The organism is Cyanobium sp. WAJ14-Wanaka, from assembly GCF_024345375.1.
GTDB lineage: Bacteria > Cyanobacteriota > Cyanobacteriia > PCC-6307 > Cyanobiaceae > Cyanobium_A.
The window spans coordinates 490,037-506,230 of the sequence record NZ_JAGQAZ010000001.1 but is presented as its reverse complement, the minus strand read 5'-3'; the positions used below and the strand labels follow the sequence as shown (position 1 = coordinate 506,230).

The window sequence follows — 16,194 nt, the reverse complement described above, 5'->3', positions numbered from 1 at the left end:
CGACAGCCAGGGGAACGCGTCAACAAACCCTAGCGGCCATCCAGGGCCAATCCATGGGTATCGGTGCCACAACTCATCAAAAGGCCACGTTTGTGCAGATCCGTGGCGATTGCTTCACAGACATGGGGCGTCGGCTGCCAGCTGGGTTGCATTTGGTAGTCGTACCAGGCCTCGGCCCCATCAAAACCCAGTTGGGCAGCAGCCTCAAGCAGGGTCGCAAAGGGCAGTCGATAGCGGGCTGGGTGGGCCAATAGGGCCAGGCCTGAGGCCCCGTGAATGGCGGCCAAAACAGCCCTGGCCTGGAGGGCGGTTCCCACCACTGCGCTGCCCTGGAGGTAGGGGGTCAGGCTTGGGTGAAGGGGATCAAAACCCAGGCCGAGCACATGGACGAGGCAGCCCTCCAGCAGGCAACTGATCTCGACGCCGGTCCAGAGCTTGGGGCCCGGCCCTGTTCCGAGAAATTGGCTTGCTGGCCCGTAGGCGGCAATCGAATGGTGATCGGTGATCGCCAGATGTTCCAGACCCAGCTCTACGGCCTGACTAACCAGGGCCTCGGGACCCAGGCTGCCGTCACTGAAGGTGGTGTGGCAGTGAAAATTGAATCTGCTGGGGCAGCTTTGCCTATCAACCTGGCGCAGAACTTCCGCCAGGGGATGGGGCCGGTTAATTGGTTGCGATTGGCTCGATAGCTCCAATTCCCAATCGGCCTTCATGGGGCGGTGCTAACCAGACGCTCTGCCCTCAGCCGCCGCCAACGGGCATAGAACTGGATGGAGGCGGCCATGAAGACCACCAGGGCCACCACAAACCAGGTGGCAGCCCCCGTGGGGAATTGGTTTTTGAATACCACCAGCATCACCACGATCACCAGCAGCAGGGTTGGCAATTCATTGAGGGCCCTCAGTTGTTTGGGGCTCCACTGACACTCGCCTCGCTGCAACTGGCCCATCAGGCGATAGCAAAACCAGTGGTAGCCCAGTAAGGCAGCCACAAAGCCCAACTTGGCGTGCAGCCAACCCTGATGCAGCCAACCCGGTTGAAGCATCAACAAACCCGCAGCCATGGTTACGGCCACCACCATCCCGGGTGTGGTGATGATGTTGGCCAGGCGCCTTTCCATCAGGGCGTATTGCTCCTGAAATGGGGCCACTAAATGGGGTTCGAGCTCCTCTGCCTCCCGGTGGTAGATGAAAAGACGAACCAGGTAGAACAGGCCCGCAAACCAGACCACCACCCCAACTATGTGGAGGGTCTTGAACCACAGGTAGGCCTCCGGGGGCCAGCTAAAGGCCAACGCAACCATTGCGACGGTGCTCAAGGTAAGTCCCCTAACCGCTAGCGGCAGAACGGCAGGCTCTCTTGGCCACTGCCCGGGCATAGCCCCGATCCACGGGCCCAACGCTGGGACTCAACACCCCATCACGACAGTCGACCAGCAGGCGCTCGTGCTGTCCCCGCTGGTCTACGAGCCGAAGGCTGAATTGGGATGGGCTGATTTCACTGCGATGGATCTCATCGGCGCAAACGGGCCCCACACAAATACCCGGGGCCGTGAAGGCAGGGCCTGGAAGAATCAGCAAAATCAGCGCCAGAATCAGGGCCCTCATGGAGCCACCCCCCGCTCCACGGGGTCATCAGCAAGTTGGTCACTGGGATGGAAGTAGCTCCAAACCTGCTGGGCCAGCGCAGGCCCCAGCCCTGGGGCCTGCGCCAGTTGCTCCATCCCCGCCAGTTGGATCGCATCGATTGAGCGGAAATGGGCGAGCAAATCCTTCACCCGCTTTGGACCTAACCCTGGGATCTCTGAAAGGCGGGAGCGCTTCATTCGCTCCCCCCGCTGTTGCCGATGAAAGCTAACCGCAAACCTATGGGCCTCATCGCGTAGGCGCCTAAGCAGGGCCACACCCATTTGGTCTGGCTCACTTTCAAGCGGTTGCTTCGATCCGGGCACAAAAATCTCCTCCCGCTGTTTTGCCAGGGAGCAGACGACCAGATCTTCATGGAGGTTCAGTTCCCGCAGGGCCTCCATCACGGCAGAAAGCTGGCCCTTGCCGCCATCGATCATCACCACATCTGGCCAATCATTCAGACCACCACCATGCAGGGCCGATTTGGTGGCGCTGCGCAGGACAGCCAAATCGGCGCCCTCCGCCTTCGCCTGGGACCAACGGCGAAAGCGCCTGCGCATGATCTCCGCCATGGCCATGAAGTCGTCGGAGTGACCAGAGCTAATGGAACTGCTCTGTATTTTGTATTTCCGGTAGTGCTGTTTTGCAGGCAGGCCATCGATAAAGACAACCTGGGAGGCCACCGCATCACTACCTTGAATGTGGCTGATGTCGAAGCCCTCAATTCTCCGGGGCGGATTGGCCAACTCAAGCAATTGGGCCAAATCTTCAGTGGCCAGTAGTTGCTGTTCTGCCCCCCGCTGGGCCCGCTGCAATTCAAAGCTGGCATTGCGTTCGACCAGTTCAATTAGGTCTGCCTTTTGGGCCCTTTGGGGCACGGCAAGCTTCACCTTGCGGCCCCGCCGCTCAGCCAGCCAATCCTGGATAAGCCCCTGCTGGGGGAGGGGATGTTGAACAAGTAGTTCGGGGGGGATTTCAACATCATCCACCTGGCTGTAGTGCTCCTCAATCACCCGCTGGAGGATCAGGCCAGGTGCCAATGGTTGGCCTGCAGGGCCCATCGCATCGGCCGTATAGCCCAGGCGCCCAACCAATTTTCCAGCTCGCATCTGGAAGAGCTGGACCGCCGCAACCCGGTCATCGGCCATCAGGGCGACTACATCACGGCTCACCCAGGTATCGCCCAGGCTCATCTTCTGACCTGCCGTAAGGGTATCTAGGCCCTGCAACTGGTCGCGCACCCTGGCGGCCGCCTCAAAATCCAGCCGCTCCGCGTAGGTCTGCATCTGCTCCCCCAGCAGGTCCATCAATTCATCGTTGCGACCCTGAAAAACCATCGCCACCCTGCGGAGGGTGTGGTGATACTCATCCGAGCTAATCCTTTGCTGGCAAACCCCCGGGCAGCGGCCAATATCGAAGTTGAGGCAGGTGCGCTCCCTGTAGAGGGGCTGGGGCCTTTGCCGAAGGGGGAAGACCCGCTTAACCAGGCCAAGGGTGCGCCGCAACAGACCCACATCCACATAGGGACCATAAAAGCGATCGTGGGGGCTGCGATGCCTGCGGCGCCGGGTAATAAAAATGCGCGGATAATCCTCACTCCAAGTAATGCATAGGTAGGGATATTTTTTGTCATCCTTTAGCAGCACATTAAAGTGTGGCTGGTTTTGCTTGATAAGGTTTGACTCGAGGGCCAAGGCCTCGGCTTCACTGTCTGTAACGATGAATTCGATCTCGCAGACCTGGCGAACCATCAGCGAGATTCGAGGGCTATGTTGCTGACTATTTTGGAAATAACTGCGCACCCGATGGCGCAGCACCTTTGCCTTGCCGATATACAGAATGCGATCATTTTGATCGCGCATCAAATAGCAACCCGGCTCCAGGGGAATCTCCCTGAGCCGGGTTTGCAGGTGATCGTTCTGTTGGATAAGGGGCGTCAGTACGGCCATCCAGCCCTAATCAACCCCCGTATTGCCAGCCGGTGCCAGCCAGTTCAAGGGCAGCACCATCTCTGTGCAGGGTGGCGGCCTTCACCTCGCCCACAAAAACAGTGTGGTCCCCATGGGCCACCTGTCCCACCAGCTCACACTCGACGGCGCCCAGGCCGTTATCAAGGATCGGCAGGCCCAACTCGCCCCTTTGATAGGGAGCCGCATCAAAACGTCCGCCAACTCCCTTTTGGGGCTTGAAGAAAACCGCCGCCAGGTCCTTTTGGTCTGCCGCCAGCACGTTCAGGGAAAACTTGCCAGTGCGCTGGATCATTCCGTTGCTGCTGGAATCTGAGCGGACGGCCATCACCACCAGGGGGGGCTCAAAGGATCCCTGGGTGACCCAGCTGGCGGTAAATCCATTGACGTCGTCGCCTTCGGCGACCCCACAGATGAAGACGCCATGGGGGATTTTGCGCAACAGGGTTTTCTTGGCTTCGGCATTCAGGCTGGCTGCTGCGGCCATGGGGATTTCCTCTAGGGGTGGCTTGGGATTACACCGACTGTAGAAACCTCCCCAGCCCCATAGGGTGGGTCCATGCGAGCCCTCTATCCCGGCAGTTTCGACCCCCTAACCCTGGGTCATCTCGATCTGATTGAGCGCAGCGCCAGGCTGTTTGACAGCCTTGAGGTCGCGGTATTGCAAAACCCAAGCAAGATTCCAGCCTTTCCCCTGGAACAGCGGCTGGAGCAGATCCGCCTGGCTACGGCCCACCTGCCAGGGGTCAGCGTGGGCAGCTTTGATGGCCTGACGGTTGAATACGCCCGCCACTGCAATGCCCAGGTGATTTTGAGGGGCCTGAGGGCCCTCAGCGATTTTGAATTTGAGTTGCAGATTGCTCACACAAACCACAGTCTTGCCCCCCTGGTGGAAACCCTATTCCTGGCAACCTCTGTCCAGCACAGTTTTTTGAGCAGTTCGGTGGTCAGGGAAGTGGCCCGCTTTGGTGGGGACGTGCGTCACATGGTGCCGCCAGGAGTGGCGGAAGACCTCAGCAGGCTTTTTAATCGGGGTTCTTAGGTGGGTAGCCATGGCTGAGGCCGCAATCACAGCTCTCGATCAACTCGACCAATTGGAGGAAATCGTGCTGGAGGGCAGCCGCATTCCCTTCAGTGGTGGGCGCTTGGTCAATGAGCAGGACGCCATTGAGGTAATGGACGCCCTGCGTGATTGCATCCCCAAGCAACTGGAGCAGGCCATTGCCCTGATCAGCCAGCGGGATGACTACATCACCAAATCGCGCCAGCAGGCTGAAGAAATCGTTGCCGTAGCTAAACGCGAGCGAGAGCAGCTCACCAGTGCCGCCGCAATTCGCCAGGAAGCCGAGCGCCAGGTGGGCGAACTGCGGGACCAGGCCCGGCAGCAATGTGAACAGCTGTTGGTTCAGGCCCGCCAGCAATCGGCCCAGGCAGAGCAGGAACAGCAGACACGCCTGGCCCAAATGGAACAGCTGTTTGCCCAACGGCGCCAGCAACTGGAGCAGGAGGCTGCCGAGCGCAACCGCCAGTTACACGAGCAGCATGAACGGGGCCGCCAGCAAGCCATGGCCGAGGTTGACCAGATCCGCCAGGAGGGGCTACGGCTACAACGCGATAGCCAGGCCGAGGCTGAGCGTCTCCACAACGACGCCCTGCAATTTCGCCAGCAAACCCAGCAGCAGTGCGATGCACTGGTGGCCCGCAGTCGCCAGGAGGCTGCGGGCATCAGCGAAGGGGCAAACAGCTATGCGGAGCAGGTGCTCGGAGAGCTGGAAGGCCGGCTCCAGGATTTGAGCCAGGTGGTGCTTGGTGGTCGCCAGGAGCTGGTTCGGCTGCAGGTCCCCCAGGATTCGCCCCCTACCAAGACCCAGCAACGCCGCCCCAGGCGCCTGGCCGCCAGCCTGAAACAGCTGGCCGGCTAGGGACAAAGCCCCCCATTGCTGGCAGCCAGCAGCACCTTGCCGATGGTGGTGTTGGGGCTGCCGGCGCCATTGCTGATCGCACTGACGTAGATCGGGCCAGCGCTGCTTTGGAGCACTCCACTGATGGCCCTTACCCCTGTGATCGTGCCGGTTTTCCCGTAAAAATTCCCCTCCAGTGGTGTGCCCACAAACAGGTTCCGAAGGGTGCCGCGGCGCCCCGCTATGGCCATGGAGGCCCCGTAGCTGCGCCAGTAGGGGTGCTGGCCCATCCGCAGCAAAAGGCTCACCACAAACTGACTGGTGACGCGGTTGTCCCTACTTAAGCCGCTGCCATCAGCCACATTCACTCCCTGCATCGGCAGGCCCTGCTGGGCCAGCCATTCCATCGCCAGGCGGCGAGCCTCAGACAAATCCCAGGTGCCGGCTGCCTGCCTCAGCAGCACTTCCGCGGTGAAGTTGTGACTTTCATTGTTGGCCAGGCTCAACAGGGTGAGCATCGGGCCTGACAACTCCTCATGCAGCAGGACCGCTGAAGTAGGCAGGGGATTGCGGGACGAGACCAGGTTCAACATCACCTTGGTGCCGCCCTGTTGGAGCAGGGTTTTTTGGAGCTGGGACTGCAATCTGGCGGGCGGGTTCATCACTGCATCGTTGATGGCGTTGCTCGTGAGGGCAAGGCGGGTAATGGGTGCTCCATAGGCGGCGCTGCGATCACCCTGGCTCCAGGACTGGGGCCACCAGGACTGGGCGGGCTCCTCGGCCAATTCCAACTTGACCAGGGAAGGGATATCGCCGCTACTGCCACCACTACCTAGGGCCAATTTGGCGAACCGCTGCAGCTGGGGCATGGCCAGATCGGGGTCGCCCTGGCCAGTAAGGCGGTAGGTGCCGTCACCCAGGCGCCATAGCTGGGTGGTGAGTCGGTAGCTGGGCCCCAATTTGTCTAGGGCAAAGGCGGTGCTAATCAGCTTCTGGTTGGATGCCGGTAGCCGGGATCTTCTGCCATTGAGATCGGCCAAAAGGCGACCCTGGGGATCGGCAATGGTGATGCTCCATACGGGGCCCTCAGCGCCGACGAGGCTCGCAACCCTCTGCTGGAGGGCAGGACAGCTCACCTGTTGCTGTAACTGGAGCGGCCCAATAAGGGGCGGCAGAGTTGGAGGCAGTATGGAAAATTGGGCGGTGGCAGGCGCACCGAGCAAGGGAACAAGCAGCAGCCCTAGGGCCCACCGGCTGGGACCTGCAATTGCCATTTCAGCGGGCGTTGGTTTGGAGATCAGTAACCGTTCCGGTTACGCGGTAGTTGGTGCCCTCAATCTCGACCGGAGTACCAATTTTTAGGTTTTGGTTGCCAAATACCACTCCCCCACCACTCTTGCGGCCCTGACCCTCGAGCACAAAGCGGGCATCCAGGCTGGCCAGGGATTTCTGATTGGGGTCCTTGGCAGTGACAACGCTGCCATTGGGCTGGACGGCCGTTAGCAGGCGCTGGAGGGGAATCACCTTTTTGACGTCAACAGAGCCGTGGGGTTGGTTGCGAATCACAATCGCCACCCTGCCTTCTTCCCGGGTCTGGGCCATCAACTTGGCGGGATTTGCCACTGGTACTCCGCGCACATCCACACTCACGGTCACGGGAATCAAGCCTCCCGTTGCCTTGGCAATGGCGCCACTGAGCTTGGGGCTCCAGATAACACCGCCCAGGGCCAGGACAACGGCTGCTGCTGCTCCCAGGTCGACAAGGCCCCAACCGGATTTTTGGTTGGGGATCGGCGCGTTGCTCTCAGGGGCCATCCAGGGATGTTGCTTTTGGCGCAGTTTACGGAGCCTGCACAAACGGTCTAGCCCTGACTAGCGGCGCAGGCCCTCAATTAAGGAATCGACCATTTTTAAATTTGCTCCAATTCCCAGGGGCTCGCCCCCAGCCAACGCCAGGGCCTGCTCCTCCGCATCGGGTTTTTGTTTGAAGCTCTCCACCAATCGGTAACCATCAGGGTCCTGTCGGTAGAGCTCCCATTCACCGGGAAATGCCCTGCGTAGTGCTCTGCCATCGAGTGGCAACAGGCTGTAGGCCGCCTGCCACTGGGAGAGGAAACCACGACGCCGTTCCCTCGCCACGCTGCCAATGCCAACCGCCGCATCCTCTAGGGCGCCATTAACGACAACAACCGAGCCAAGATGCTGGCCGCAGACCTGCTCAAAGTCGCTGTAGTCGGGCTGGCCTGGGGCCACGGCCACCAGTAGGCCTGCTGTGGGCCCATCCGATTGCACAAGCCGGTGGCCACGGAAATCGGCCATGCAGTCGGCCAGGTCGGGTCCATCGCGCTTGGCCAGGGCACAGGCCCCCGCATCTGGGAAAAGGAGCTTGGGCGCCAGGCCCTGATCCCGCAGAAAAGCCGCCAGCCGGAGCACCACCGGCAGCAGGCGCAAGCCCTGAAAACGCCAATCAACGGTCCAACGGCCCTTGGGTTCTGCCGTCAGGGCCGCAAGCAGGGCCTGCTGCGCCTGGCCTTCGGCGGCATGCAAATCGGCCGGAAGCATGGATCGGGGCTCGTATGGGCAGACCCTACTGAAGCTCTGCCATGGCTAGCAAAACAGCCTCGGGAACCCTGGCCAGCACAACCTCCGGCTCGGTCAGCCAGGGGCCCAGGCTAATTCGCAGGCCACTGGCGGCTTCGTCCGCCCCGTACCCCATGGCTAGCAGCACCGGGCTGGGACTGGACTTACCACTGCTGCAGGCGGAGCCGCTACTCACCGCCAGGCCCTGACGCCAAAGGGCCCGCACCATCTCCCTACCGGAGATGGGCTGGCCGCTGCGATCCTTCAGTACCAGGCTGATGTGATGGGGCAGCCGCTGCCGGCCAGGCGCTGGCCCGGTCCGCTGCACGCCCGGCAGGGCCTCCAGGGCCTCCATCAGGGAATCGCGAAGTTCCCAATTTTTTGGGGAATTGGCCAGCTGCCTTGCCTTGATCAGCTCTGCCATGGCAGCGGCAAAGCCCGCGGCAAGCACCACCGATTCAGTGCCAGAACGCAATCCAAATTCCTGGGCACCCCCTCCCAAAAGGGGCTTGATTTCCACACCCTGGCGAACCATTAGGGCGCCGATACCCCTTGGACCACCAATTTTGTGGGCCGTCAGGCTGAGCAAATCAATCGGCAACCCATGGAAGTTGACCCCTTGATGCCCAACCAACTGGACTGCATCAGTGTGAAAAAGCACCCCCCCAGCTCGGCACAGCTCGCCAATGGCCTCAATGGGCTGAATAGTTCCCACTTCGCTTTGGCCCCAAATAATTGAGACCAGGCGTGTGGGCGGCGCCAGCAAGGGGTGCAGGGCATTCAGATCCACCAGGCCCTCCCGATCCACGGGTATCTCCTCGACCAGCCATCCCATCGCCGCCAACTGAGCGGCGGCAGAAACCAGGGCGGGGTGCTCAACCGCGGAGATCAGCAGCCTGCCCGGCGCCATATTTTGCGTGGCCCCCAGCAGGGCCAGGTGCAGTGATTCGGTGCCGCCACTGGTGAAAATCAGGGAATGGTCTGCGGCGCCTAGGGCCGAGCAAATGGCCCCGCGACTGCGCTCCAGGGAATCCGCTGCCACCAGGCCAAAGCCATGCAGGCTGGAGGGATTAGCCCAGGCCCCAGCCTGGGCGATGGCCATGGCCTCAAGAACTTCCTTGCCAACGGGAGTGGTGGCGCAGGCGTCGAGGTAGAGGCAGTTGGCTTCAGAAGTCAACGGAACCGACATCGTTGATTTGGCCTATGCGCGCCCTAGTGCGCGATTCAAGGGAATCGCTAGCCATCGCCACCAGATCATCCAGGGATGTTTGGTTGAGCAGGGCCTCGACCCTGGCCCGGGCTTCGGCGGAGGGGCAAGCCTCGGGCTGAATACAGCCATTGGCGCAGACCTTGGAGCAATCGATAGATGGAGCTTCGAGTGGAGGCTCAAGTTTTAGGGGCCCAGGTTTTATGGGCTCAGGCAGGCTTTCCGCAAAGAAATCGGGGGTGATTACGCCGTCAAAAACCGCCTCCGCAGGACCAGTCATGAAAATGTGGCCACTTTCCTGATCCCAATCGATCTCCAGTGGTCCTCCTGGTAGGCCCAGGCGGGCCCGATTTGCCGCCAGGCCCAGCCTGTGGCAAACCACCAGGGTGGCGCAGGCTCCGGTTCCGCAGGCCAGGGTTGCACCAGCTCCCCTCTCCCAGGTGCGCATCACCAGGTGATTTGGGCCGATTACTTGCACAAAATGCACGTTTGTTTTGGCTGGAAAATTGCGGTCAACCTCAAGGGCTGAACCTAGATATTCCAAATCCACAGACTCCACATCCGCCACTGGAATGACCAGATGGGGGTTGCCCATGCCCGCCGCACCTACGGCAAAAGCTTGCTCACCCACCGCCAGCTCCCCCTGGGGTATGCCCGCGGGCCCGATCTCCAGGAGGGTGGGCACTGCCGAGGGATCCACTAAGGGCACCCCCATATCCACCCGGATCAAGCCTTGCTCCTGTAATACGGGCACGATTGGGCCAGCTTGAGTTTCGATAACCCAGGAACGGCCTGGATTGTCTCCATCGCTATCGGCAAGGAAGCGGGCCAGGCAGCGAATGCCATTGCCACACATCTCCGGTTCTGTTCCGTCGGCGTTGAAAATGCGCATCCTCAGCTCGCCAGCCCCACGGGGAGGTACGGCCAGGATCAAACCGTCTCCCCCCACCCCAAAGCGCCTGTCGCAGAGGCCCCGGATCAGTTCAGGTGTCAGACCAAAGCAGAAGTCAGTGCTATCCGCATCGCGGCCATCCAGCATCAGGAAGTCGTTGCCCAGACCTTGGTACTTACTGAACTGGAGCACGATGGGTGGATGGGTACATATCAATGAATCCTATGCAGAGCTTTTTTGAGCGTCGACCAGCCAGCCTCGACACCGACCAGCCCAGCGTGCGCCATATCCAGGACTGGATTCGCCACCAGATTCCCGTAGCAATCCAAATCCATGGCGGTGAAGAGCTCACCGGCACAATTCAGTGGCAGGACCTGCAATATCTGGCCCTCAATCCCGGTCAAGGCAAGCCCCTGATCCTTATCCAAAGGCAATCGGCTGCCTTGATGCGCCCCCTGGGCTGAGCAGCCTCCTATGGCACGATCAAAGCCATAGGCGTGGCCCGTTTTCGGCTCCGCCCCCTTCGAGAGCCTGCAGTGAGCGAAGCGTCCCGATACCAACCCCAGCTGATTGAGGAGCGGTGGCAGCAGCAGTGGGATGCCCAGCAACTGCACCAAACCCCTTCAGAGCCATCGAAGCCGGGGGATAGCTACTACGCCCTTTCGATGTTTCCCTACCCATCGGGGAACCTCCACATGGGGCACGTGCGCAATTACGTGATCACAGACGTGATTGCCAGGGTTGCCCGGATGCGGGGCAAGCAGGTGCTCCACCCCATGGGCTGGGATGCCTTTGGTTTGCCGGCAGAAAATGCCGCCATTGAAAGGGGTATTGAGCCCGGGGTCTGGACAGACCAAAACATTGCTTCGATGCGGGGGCAACTAAAGCGTCTCGGACTCTCAATTGATTGGGATCGGGAAATTGCCACCTGCCACAGCGATTACTACCGCTGGACCCAGTGGCTGTTTCTGCAGTTTTTGGATGCTGGCCTCGCCTACCAAAGCGACGCCACGGTGAACTGGGATCCCATCGACCAAACCGTGCTGGCCAACGAGCAGGTGGATGGCGATGGGCGTTCCTGGCGCTCTGGGGCACTGGTTGAAAAAAGGAAGTTGCGCCAGTGGTTTTTAAGGATCACGGCCTATGCCGATGCCCTCCTCGATGACCTGCCAAAACTGGAGGGCTGGCCGGAGCGGGTTCGCACCATGCAGGCCAACTGGATTGGTCGTTCAACGGGTGCGGAACTGATCTTCAAGGTTTCTGCTGCGGATGGCTCAGGCGACGATAAGCAGATCACTGTCTTTACAACCCGCCCCGACACCCTGTTTGGAGCCACCTATCTGGTGCTTGCCCCTGAGCACCCCCTGGTGGCCCAGCTGACTTCCCCTGCACAGCTGTCGGCCGTTGAGGCCTTCTGTGATTTGGTGAGCCGTGACAGCGACCAGGAGCGCACCGCCGAGGACAGGCCCAAGCGCGGTGTGGCGATCGGTGCCATGGCCGTAAATCCGGTTAGTGGCGAGCCAATTCCAATCTGGATTGCCGACTACGTGCTCGCCGACTACGGCACTGGAGCAGTGATGGGGGTGCCTGCCCACGACCATCGTGACTTTGCCTTTGCAAGCCAATACGAACTGCCAATGCGGCAAGTGGTGATTCCAGAGGAATCGGATCCCCATGACTACCTAGGGGAGGCCTGGGCAGGAGCGGGCGTACTAATCAACTCTGGCCGATTCGATGGGATGGCCACTGCAGAAGCAAAGCAGGCCATCACTGGCGCAGGTGCTGAAGAAGGATGGGGTCGGATAAAAGTGCAGTATCGGCTTCGCGATTGGCTGATTTCCCGCCAGCGCTATTGGGGTTGTCCAATCCCGGTAATCCATTGCCAAGAATGTGGCGTTGTACCTGTACCAGCCAACCAACTACCGGTGGAGCTACCTAGGGATGTGGCCTTTACCGGTAAGGGCACATCACCCCTTGCCCAATTGGAATCTTGGCTAAAGGTTGATTGCCCCTGCTGCGGAAAACCAGCCAGGCGCGAAACAGACACCATGGACACCTTTATGTGCTCCAGCTGGTATTTTCTACGCTATAGCGATCCCCATAATATCCAGCTCCCATTTAGTCGGGAAGCGGCAGACCAGTGGTTGCCCGTGGACCAATACGTGGGGGGAATTGAGCACGCAATCCTTCACCTTCTCTATGCCCGATTCTTTACCAAAGCCCTAAGGGATCGGGGCCTACTCAGCTTTGACGAGCCATTTACCCGCCTACTCACCCAAGGCATGGTGCAGGGCATCACCTTTAAAAACGAAAAGACAGGCAAATACATTGCACCCGCCGAAGTAGGAAATCCAGATGATCCAAGGGATCCGGCCACAGGAGACAGGCTGGCAACCTTTTACGAGAAAATGTCTAAGTCTAAATATAATGGCGTTGACCCCTCCCTAGTAATAGATAAATATGGGGCAGACACCGCTCGCATGTTTATCCTCTTTAAGGCTCCCCCTGAGAAGGATCTTGAGTGGGATGACGCCGATGTGGAGGGTCAATACCGCTTCCTTCAGCGGGTTTGGCGACTGGTAGATGCTGCCAATGAAAGGGGACTGGGCCTTGCCAAGGGGGAGCCAACTGAAATAGCCCCCCATATCCTCGAGAAACTAAACGGCTCGGAGCAGAATTTGCGCCGTGCGGTGCATACGGCCATAGCAGCCATCGGTGAAGACCTAGAGGGCGACTTTCAATTCAATACGGCTGTTTCTGAGTTGATGAAGCTGAGTAATGCCATGGCAGAGAGCCTGGTCGATGCCCGAAGCGAAATAGCCGAAGAGGCTCTCCGCAACCTGCCGGTGCTGTTGGCTCCCTTTGCACCCCACCTGGCTGAGGAGCTTTGGCAGAAGCTTGGCGGGGAAGGAAGCATTCACCTACAGGCCTGGCCCCAACCAGACCCCCAGGCCCTTGTGCGGGACACCATTGAGCTTGTTATCCAGATCAAGGGCAAGACCCGCGGCAGCATTGAGGTGCCCGCAACGGCCGATAAATCAAGCCTCGAGGCATTGGCCCTGGCGAGCGAAATAGCCCAGAAATGGTTGGAGGGGAAATCCCCCAGCCGGGTAATTGTGGTGACAGGGAAATTGGTAAATTTGGTGCCCTAGCCGCATCGATGCCTAGGCAGATGCTGCCAGGCGTTGCCGCATAAGCAGGATCTGGTCATCGATCAGTTCCCTGGCTTCATCGAGATTTGCCGCGCATCCCATCGGATAACCGCTGCGGTGCCGAATTACGTAACGCAGATGGGGTGGGGCGCTAGCTCGAAATCCCACCTGGCAATCGTGGTGGGTCCACTCAGCTAGGCAACTTGGTTCAGGCATCGCCACTGGGGCTAACCCACTTAGCAAATCCCATCCTGGCTAGGACGGCAAGGCTAAGCACCTGGAAGATATGGGTTTCGGCAAATACGCCGCTCAGGCCACAGCCTGAAATTGCAAATCTGCAGGTTTACCCCAATCGCCTTTGGCCGAGTAGCCCCGGTCGTTGGCGCAGAGGTGGCGCAGGATCCAAAACAGGGGTTCTGGGCTGGCGACAGCCAGTTGTTGTTGGAGTTCTTCAACGCTTCGGGGCACCCCATCCGCCAGGGCAGCTTCGAGTTGCTGCTGAAGGCCGAGGATCTCTGCAGCAGCCTTCTTGCCCGCCTCGACCCCAGGCTGGTGGTAGGCGTTCACGTTCACAAGTTCGCCATAGAGCCCCACCGCCCTCTCAAACAGGGCAATCAGGGCACCCAAACTGCGGGCATCAAAGCTGCGCATCGTGATGCTGAGGGTCTGACGTCCCCCTTCCATCAGGGCAGCGCGGGTTCCCTGGAGGAAGCCGTCAAGGAAGTCGCCGGGTCTCTCCCCGTCGATGGCGGGAATATCGCTCGGATCATTCAGGGCCTCGATGAAGGTGACGAAGAAGTTGTCGACCCCATCGCGCAGCTGTTGCACATAGGCGTGTTGATCCGTTGAGCCCTTGTTGCCGTAGACGGCAATTCCTTGGTGAACCTCCGCGCCATCCCGATCCCATTTCTTGCCGAGGCTCTCCATTACCAGCTGCTGCAGGTAACGGCTGAAGACCTCCAGGCGATCGCGGTAAGGAAGCACCACCATGTCGCGCTTGCCCCTGCCCTCGCAGGCCGCATACCAGGCGGCGGCTAGCAGGGCTGCCGGATTGCCACTGATGCTGGCAACCCTGGTGGCTGAATCCATCGTGGTGGCTCCCTCGAGGAAGCCCCGTAGGTCGGCGCCGATCAGGGCAGCAGGCAGCAGGCCCACCGCGCTAGTGATGCTGGTGCGGCCCCCCACCCAATCAAACATGTCAAAACGGCGCAGCCAGTTTTGGGATTCGGCAATTTGATCGAGCTTGCTGCCCAGCAGGGTCACGGCCACTGCCTGTTGGGCCCACTGGCCGCCACGGGCCTCAAGCCGGGCACGGGCCTGCTCCATGCCGATGTGGGGCTCGGGAGTTCCTCCCGATTTGCTGACCACAACCACCAGAGTGGTGGCCAGCCGAGAATCGAGGGCCGCCAGGGTCCGGCTCATGCCCTGGGGGTCAACGTTGTCGAAGAAGTGGAAGGGGAGCCCCTTGCCCTCTTCCTGCAGGGCCCTAATCATCAATAGGGGGCCAAGACCAGAACCACCGATGCCAATCCAGAGCACATCGGTGAAGCTGTGGCCATTGGCCGACTTAATCGATCCGGCAAGAATCTCCTGGCCGAAGGCCTCGAGTCGATCTATCTCCTGGGCTATGTGGTCCCGGCTGGCAGGGTCGGGGGCCAGGCCAGGGTCCCTCAGCCAGTAATGGCCCACCTGGCGCTGTTCATCGGCGTTGGCGATCGAGCCTGCTTCCAGGGCAGCCATGGCTTGGAAAGCCCGGTCAAAACCTGGGCCCAACTCCGCCAGCTGGGCGGAACCCAACTTCATCCGGCTCACATCAAGCCAGAAGCCGAGATTCTCGTCGTACCAAAGCAGCTCGCAGAACCGATGCCATTGGGTTGCCGGACTGGAAGCGTCGAAATCGGCAAGCATCTAGAAGCTGCTTAAAGGGCTCTTTTGCAGGTTAGTCCTGCCCACCTACCCCCACCTCAGCCATAGCCGGCCAAGGGACCGTTCTATGGCGCTGGGACTAGTCGAAAAAATTCCTTAAGATCGCTGAAGCTTTACAAATACATGCGGCTCGGGCGGCGCCACCTTCAAAGCAGGGCCTTCGGGGTGGCGGCAATGGCGCTTGGGCTGGCACTGCTGCCCATAGCTGGCGAGCCAGGATCTTTCCAACTGGCTTTGGATTCCTCCTTAGGGCAGCAGAAAGAAACGACATACGGATTTTCAGAAGTACCCGATCCGGTTCAGTTCACCCCAGCCGAACTTGGGGAACTGGAACGCCGCTACGGCGTCCATGGCTCCCAGACTCGACTGGCCCAGCTTTTTACCAGTGGCATTGACCAGCTCCAGCCACTGCGGACCATCACCCTTGGTCGCATATCTGAACTTCAGCCCCTAATTCGGGCCGAATCAGAGCGACAGAAGGTGAACCCCCTGCTGGTGGCTGCAGTGCTCTTTGATGAGATGCGCCATGCAAAGCCCGGTGAGGACTTGCCCATAGCTGCCCATTCAGGCCTATTCAGCACCCATGGCCCCGCCCAGCTCGGCCTGGGTGAACTGGTGCACCAAGGCTTGCTCAAGCCCAATGCAACCGAGCAGGAGATCAGCAAAGCCCGCGATCAGCTCCTCGACAGAGATAAAAATGTGAAGCTTTTGATTGGAAAATTTGCCCGACTAAGTGGCGAACTCAATTTTCCCAGGCATCGGATGCTCCAGGCCAGTTCAAGCCCTAGGGATGCCAAGGCCCTAGCCACCTTGGCCTATTTACACAACGGCAAACTCGATTACCCCAGGCGCATCCTCAGGGCAATGCAGGATCCTGAGCTCCATGCCGTTATCTACGGCGTCAAGCAATCGCCTGTCTCACACCTGATCTAGGGGCCCCT

The 16,194-nt window shown here is 60.0% G+C and carries 17 protein-coding genes; 5 read left to right on the top strand and 12 right to left on the bottom strand.

What is annotated here, in order from left to right:
* Positions 1-29: 29 nt before the first annotated feature.
* From KBY49_RS02925 to KBY49_RS02905, 5 genes are read right to left on the bottom strand one after another with little or no spacing between them, the layout of a single operon-like run.
* The gene (locus tag KBY49_RS02925; RefSeq protein ID WP_254933263.1) at positions 30-713 is read right to left on the bottom strand and encodes a PHP domain-containing protein; all 684 of its coding nucleotides are present in this window, start codon (positions 711-713) and stop codon (positions 30-32) included.
* Positions 710-1,303 (bottom strand): protoporphyrinogen oxidase HemJ, encoded by a 594-nt coding sequence (hemJ, locus tag KBY49_RS02920; protein WP_254933993.1) that lies wholly within the window; start codon positions 1,301-1,303, stop codon positions 710-712. The genes KBY49_RS02925 and hemJ overlap by 4 nt, the downstream gene beginning before the upstream one ends.
* A 25-nt stretch (positions 1,304-1,328) precedes the next feature.
* Positions 1,329-1,607 carry a hypothetical protein gene (locus tag KBY49_RS02915; protein WP_254933262.1) on the bottom strand — a complete coding sequence of 93 codons (279 nt, stop codon included), beginning with the start codon at positions 1,605-1,607 and terminating at the stop codon, positions 1,329-1,331.
* A complete protein-coding gene (gene uvrC / locus KBY49_RS02910; protein WP_254933261.1) occupies positions 1,604-3,577 on the bottom strand; it encodes an excinuclease ABC subunit UvrC in 1,974 nt (657 codons plus the stop codon). Before uvrC ends, KBY49_RS02915 begins: the two co-directional genes overlap by 4 nt.
* 10 nt (positions 3,578-3,587) lie before the next feature.
* The gene (locus tag KBY49_RS02905) at positions 3,588-4,082 is read right to left on the bottom strand and encodes a flavin reductase family protein (protein WP_254933260.1); all 495 of its coding nucleotides are present in this window, start codon (positions 4,080-4,082) and stop codon (positions 3,588-3,590) included.
* Between the two features lie 72 nt (positions 4,083-4,154).
* On the opposite strand from KBY49_RS02905, the gene coaD reads away from it, so the two are divergent.
* Complete coding sequence (coaD, locus tag KBY49_RS02900; protein WP_254933259.1) at positions 4,155-4,637, top strand: pantetheine-phosphate adenylyltransferase; 483 nt, start codon at positions 4,155-4,157, stop codon at positions 4,635-4,637.
* Positions 4,638-4,647: 10 nt separating this feature from the next.
* Positions 4,648-5,517 (top strand): hypothetical protein, encoded by an 870-nt coding sequence (locus KBY49_RS02895; RefSeq protein WP_254933258.1) that lies wholly within the window; start codon positions 4,648-4,650, stop codon positions 5,515-5,517.
* Here KBY49_RS02895 and KBY49_RS02890 read toward each other — a convergent pair.
* The 5 genes from KBY49_RS02890 to dapF are packed head-to-tail and all read right to left on the bottom strand — an operon-like array spanning position 5,514 to position 10,367.
* Positions 5,514-6,770 carry a D-alanyl-D-alanine carboxypeptidase/D-alanyl-D-alanine-endopeptidase gene (locus KBY49_RS02890; RefSeq protein ID WP_254933257.1) on the bottom strand — a complete coding sequence of 419 codons (1,257 nt, stop codon included), beginning with the start codon at positions 6,768-6,770 and terminating at the stop codon, positions 5,514-5,516. The two genes, KBY49_RS02895 and KBY49_RS02890, sit on opposite strands and share 4 nt — an antisense overlap.
* 1 nt (position 6,771) lies before the next feature.
* Positions 6,772-7,311: a DUF4330 domain-containing protein gene (locus tag KBY49_RS02885; protein WP_254933256.1), complete on the bottom strand. Its 540-nt coding sequence runs from the start codon at positions 7,309-7,311 to the stop codon at positions 6,772-6,774.
* Between the two features lie 57 nt (positions 7,312-7,368).
* The gene (locus KBY49_RS02880; protein ID WP_254933255.1) at positions 7,369-8,058 is read right to left on the bottom strand and encodes a DUF1995 family protein; all 690 of its coding nucleotides are present in this window, start codon (positions 8,056-8,058) and stop codon (positions 7,369-7,371) included.
* 25 nt (positions 8,059-8,083) lie between these two features.
* Entirely contained in the window at positions 8,084-9,265 is a 1,182-nt protein-coding gene (locus tag KBY49_RS02875; RefSeq protein ID WP_254933254.1) for a cysteine desulfurase family protein, read from the bottom strand.
* Positions 9,243-10,367 (bottom strand): diaminopimelate epimerase, encoded by a 1,125-nt coding sequence (gene dapF, locus KBY49_RS02870; RefSeq protein WP_254933253.1) that lies wholly within the window; start codon positions 10,365-10,367, stop codon positions 9,243-9,245. The genes KBY49_RS02875 and dapF overlap by 23 nt, the downstream gene beginning before the upstream one ends.
* 23 nt (positions 10,368-10,390) lie before the next feature.
* On the opposite strand from dapF, the gene KBY49_RS02865 reads away from it, so the two are divergent.
* Together KBY49_RS02865 and leuS are read left to right on the top strand one after the other, a co-directional pair.
* Positions 10,391-10,639: an Hfq-related RNA-binding protein gene (locus KBY49_RS02865; RefSeq protein ID WP_254933252.1), complete on the top strand. Its 249-nt coding sequence runs from the start codon at positions 10,391-10,393 to the stop codon at positions 10,637-10,639.
* Positions 10,640-10,672: 33 nt separating this feature from the next.
* The gene (gene leuS / locus KBY49_RS02860) at positions 10,673-13,327 is read left to right on the top strand and encodes a leucine--tRNA ligase (RefSeq protein WP_396099265.1); all 2,655 of its coding nucleotides are present in this window, start codon (positions 10,673-10,675) and stop codon (positions 13,325-13,327) included.
* 12 nt (positions 13,328-13,339) lie between these two features.
* On the opposite strand, the gene KBY49_RS02855 is transcribed toward leuS, so the two are convergent.
* On the bottom strand, positions 13,340-13,543 hold the full coding sequence (locus tag KBY49_RS02855) for a hypothetical protein (protein ID WP_254933250.1): 204 nt from the start codon (positions 13,541-13,543) through the stop codon (positions 13,340-13,342).
* Between the two features lie 93 nt (positions 13,544-13,636).
* The gene (locus KBY49_RS02850) at positions 13,637-15,235 is read right to left on the bottom strand and encodes a glucose-6-phosphate isomerase (RefSeq protein WP_254933249.1); all 1,599 of its coding nucleotides are present in this window, start codon (positions 15,233-15,235) and stop codon (positions 13,637-13,639) included.
* A 252-nt stretch (positions 15,236-15,487) separates the two neighbouring features.
* On the opposite strand from KBY49_RS02850, the gene KBY49_RS02845 reads away from it, so the two are divergent.
* On the top strand, positions 15,488-16,186 hold the full coding sequence (locus KBY49_RS02845) for a helicase DnaB (RefSeq protein WP_254933248.1): 699 nt from the start codon (positions 15,488-15,490) through the stop codon (positions 16,184-16,186).
* Positions 16,187-16,194 lie beyond the last annotated feature (8 nt).